The following is a 582-nucleotide window of genomic DNA, read 5'->3' as shown; positions in this document are numbered from 1 at the left end:
ATAATATTTTTTATACTATTAGTTTCATTTCAACTGAAAAAGGAAATAACGAAAATCAGAAATCAACCCAAAAAACATGGATACGATTTGTTCGTATTATAAAAAAACAGGACGGGACAATGCAATTATTATTAGACGCTGATGCAAGTGGTTATTCTTGATTATGGTTGAAGCAATATAGCACATTACTTGAATGATTTTCATAAAGACACAACGAGAATGAACAAGAATTTATTCCGCAGTTCATCGTTAATTCTCCTAGTAATATTGGTGAATGGTTGCATACGGGGATATACCCCAGATATTGTTTTAAAAAAAGATGGTCAGCCCTGCATCAGTATCCCAGCAAATGAAGATTTTTTTATGCGAAAAAAAGAATATAGTATTATGACGACGGAGGTGTATCAAACAGGAATTGGGCAATTGTGGGAAAAAAATTATTTTGATCCATCGAAACCATATTATGTAAAAAATCAAGAATGCTTATATTTTAATTACCAGTTCCAAAATAATATTTTTTATACTATTAGTTTCATTTCAACTGAAAAAGGAAATAACGAAAATCAGAAATCAACCCAAAAA

1 protein-coding gene is annotated in these 582 nt (G+C 30.1%); it reads left to right on the top strand.

Going from position 1 to position 582, the window contains the following annotated elements; translation table 11 throughout:
- Positions 1-219 precede the first annotated feature (219 nt).
- Positions 220-582 (top strand): putative T6SS immunity periplasmic lipoprotein (locus J3U67_RS08265; protein WP_267404723.1); only part of this gene is annotated, 363 nt, incomplete at its 3' end.

This window comes from Snodgrassella sp. B3837, assembly GCF_026535955.1.
Taxonomy (GTDB): domain Bacteria; phylum Pseudomonadota; class Gammaproteobacteria; order Burkholderiales; family Neisseriaceae; genus Snodgrassella; species Snodgrassella alvi_E.
Note: the sequence above shows the minus strand (reverse complement) of the source record. Positions and strands in the feature narration are given on the sequence as shown.